The organism is Pseudomonas juntendi (assembly GCF_009932375.1).
In the GTDB taxonomy this organism is placed as follows: domain Bacteria; phylum Pseudomonadota; class Gammaproteobacteria; order Pseudomonadales; family Pseudomonadaceae; genus Aquipseudomonas; species Aquipseudomonas juntendi.
On record NZ_BLJG01000272.1, the window covers coordinates 1 to 2887 of the forward strand.

Genomic DNA, 2887 nt, shown 5'->3' on the forward strand with positions numbered 1-2887 from the left:
GGTTTATGGAGCGGTTACGGCTTCCGCCGCCCGGTGCGCCTGGTGGACTTCACAGAAAACAGCCTGACTCCGGTGTCCTGGGCTTGACTCCGCTTTCCCGGGCTTGCGCGGTCGCTTGTAGGAGCGGCCTTGTGTCGCGAAAGGGGCGCGCAGCGGCCCCGGCAATCTTTGACGCGAAGCTGAAATCCTGGGGCCGCTGCGCAGCCCTTTCGCGACACAAGGCCGCTCCTACCAGCGACCGCGCCAGCTTTCAACGGCGGTGATGCCAGCCCTGGCGCTAAAGAACCATCAGACCGAAGGCTGAGCCAACGGCGCTGGCGTGGTCCACAAACTCCCCAGGTTCTGCAGCAACGAACCAGCAATCCCCTGCTGCCCCAGGTACTGCAGCAACAAAGGCGCGAACTGCCCGATCATTCCGGTATCCATGCCCAGGGCTTTGAAGGCATTGTCCAGGTCGCTGCGGTTCTGCACGTCGTTACCCAATGCCTTGTCGAGGGCCGACTGGCTACCCTTGTTGCTGCCCAGCAAATCCCCCAAGCCACTTAGCCCGCCCAGGGCATTGGCGCCCGACAACAGGTCCAGGCCCGGTACCGCCTTGGTCAGCTGGCCATAGTCCTCACTGCTCAGGCTGTTGCGTGCCAAACCCAGCATGGCCCCCGCCCCGCCCACGGCCTGTTCGGGGGTAATGTTCAACTGGCTGCCCAGGGTGTTGAGCAAATCGGCCTGCGCCTGGGGCGCCTGTACCTGGCCTTGCTGTTGCTGGTTCTGCATGGCGGATACGGCGTTGGCGGCGTCGCCGAGGTTGAAGGCGAACACCGGGCTTGCGGCCAGGGTTAACAGGGTGAATGCTTTCATTGGGAGGGACTGTCGTGGGCCGGGATGGCCTGGGAAACGAGGTGTTTTACTAGAGCGGGAAGGGTTTGTTCCAGGCAGATTGTCTGCTGGCCATTCATTGCCGCCTCTCGGCGAAATCTACCTGTCATTTTTGTCAGTAGCCAATAATGTGAGAGTACCCAATACTCCAGCTTCAGAACTGTTCAACCACACGGACTCTGTCATGAGAAAAAAATCGACAAGCGATCTTTTCTACAGAGAAAATCAAATTGTAAATGTGATAACGGAAATTAACTCTCGCAGATTATTTTCCGTTTCAAAACGATGCCTTGCTGAGCACAACGCTCATGGCGTTCACATACTTGCAGTCGACGAAAATGGCTCTGTAATACGTGAGCACAGTACCTCTGATCGCGAACTGCACAACTATACGACCTATGGATATGCTTCAACGCTTCCGTCCATCAACACGCTAAAAGGATTCAATGGCGAATATTTTGACCCCATATGTCGAAATTATGTATTAGGCGCCGGCTACAGAGCGTTCAGCTCAACGCTTCGTCGCTTCAACAGCCCTGATAATATCAGTCCATTTGGGCTAGGTGGATGGAACGCTTATACTTATTGCTATGGCGACCCAGTAAATATCACCGACCCAAGCGGGCATAGCGGCATTTTCATGAGGATGCTCAAAGGTTTAGGCAATATGCTTGGCCTGAGGCGCCCACGGCAGTCTCCCACAACCGCCGATCCATCTATAGCTGGCCGGCTCTTTGACTCTGCCAGCGGGATGAAAATTAACTGGGGAGAGTCTACACCGCGCACTTCATACCGCGCCGAGAGCATTGGTACGCGCTCTATGATTTCTCTTACCCCACCCACTTCAGTAAAGCGACTTTCCGTAAATTCCAGCTCGGGCAACACTATCGGATTTGCCGATTTCAGCGCAATTGAAAAGATAGATCCCGCAATTCGCACTGAATCATGGGCCGCAGCTGCAAAGCGACGCGCCAACCTCAGCCCATTTGAAGGTAACGATTTTGAAATCACGGTGTATTCAGTAAATGAAAGCCTTATAAGTCAAAACCACGGACGTGTAAAAAGCAAATTAACAATGAACACCGCAAGGCGATACAAAGTAGGCAAGCTTTACATGATCGACGAAGTGATCTACACAGGCGCACAAATAATTCAACGGCGCATACGAGACCTGAAGAACTACTAAACAAGCACTGCCGGCCACCCGACCCTGAGCAAAAAATAGACAGAATTTTTCTTTATCTTCTACAGCCCAGCTACCGATTGTCCCGAGCGTTCACGATTTCATCCATGGTCGTCTACGGAGGTTCTAGTCTCAGGCGGTCAATGCGGAATCAGCGACCGGCTTTGACAGGCCGCACTCTTCAACCACATGGCTTTTGCCGTTATTGCAGCTGTGCACAGGGCACTCATGTGCGCCGGGTTTTGGTTGACTACCGGTCTGTCAACCCATGTACATAGCCTCCCTCTTGTTTAACAGCAGGCCGGTGGTGGCATCAGAGGTCATCCAGCATGCTTAACCTCGTCCCTGATCCACCCCACACTTACCATTCATTAGTAGACACGCTCATTCAGGCCGCGGAGTACGCCCTGTGTGCGCAAACGGTCGCGCAACAGGCGGTGCTGCTGCAACCCAAGTCGCCAGGCTCGGTACTTGTACCCTTCCGGCCCCCGGTGCGCCTGGTGGACTTCACAGAAACAGCCTGACTCCGCTTTCCCGGGCTTGCGCGGTCGCTTGTAGGAGCGGCCTTGTGTCGCGAAAGGGGCGCGAAGCGGCCCCAGGATTTCAGCTTCGCGTCGAAGATTGCCGGGGCCGCTGCGCGGCCCTTTCGCGACACAAGGCCGCTCCTACAAGTACAGCGCCAGATTTAAACGGCGGTGATGCCAGCCCTGGCGCTAAAGAGCCATCAGACCGAAGGCTGAGCCAACGGCGCTGGCGTCGTCCAAAAACTGCCCAGGTACTGCAGCAACAACGGCGCGAACTGCCCGATCATTCGTATCCGCTCCATAAACC

General features: G+C 55.6%; 2 protein-coding genes. One reads left to right on the forward strand and one right to left on the reverse strand.

Annotated features, from left to right (window positions below):
• Positions 1–288 precede the first annotated feature (288 nt).
• Complete coding sequence (locus GYA94_RS24255; RefSeq protein WP_110679342.1) at positions 289–855, reverse strand: DUF2780 domain-containing protein; 567 nt, start codon at positions 853–855, stop codon at positions 289–291.
• A gap of 202 nt (positions 856–1057) precedes the next feature.
• On the opposite strand from GYA94_RS24255, the gene GYA94_RS24260 reads away from it, so the two are divergent.
• A complete protein-coding gene (locus GYA94_RS24260; protein WP_161893255.1) occupies positions 1058–2059 on the forward strand; it encodes an RHS repeat-associated core domain-containing protein in 1002 nt (333 codons plus the stop codon).
• Positions 2060–2887 lie beyond the last annotated feature (828 nt).

What these genes read in the sequence shown, in the direction of transcription:
- GYA94_RS24255 (WP_110679342.1), bottom strand. Translation starts at nt 855, where the DNA reads ATGAAAGCATTCACCCTGTTAACCCTGGCCGCAAGCCCGGTGTTCGCC.
- GYA94_RS24260 (WP_161893255.1), top strand. Translation starts at nt 1,058, where the DNA reads ATGAGAAAAAAATCGACAAGCGATCTTTTCTACAGAGAAAATCAAATT.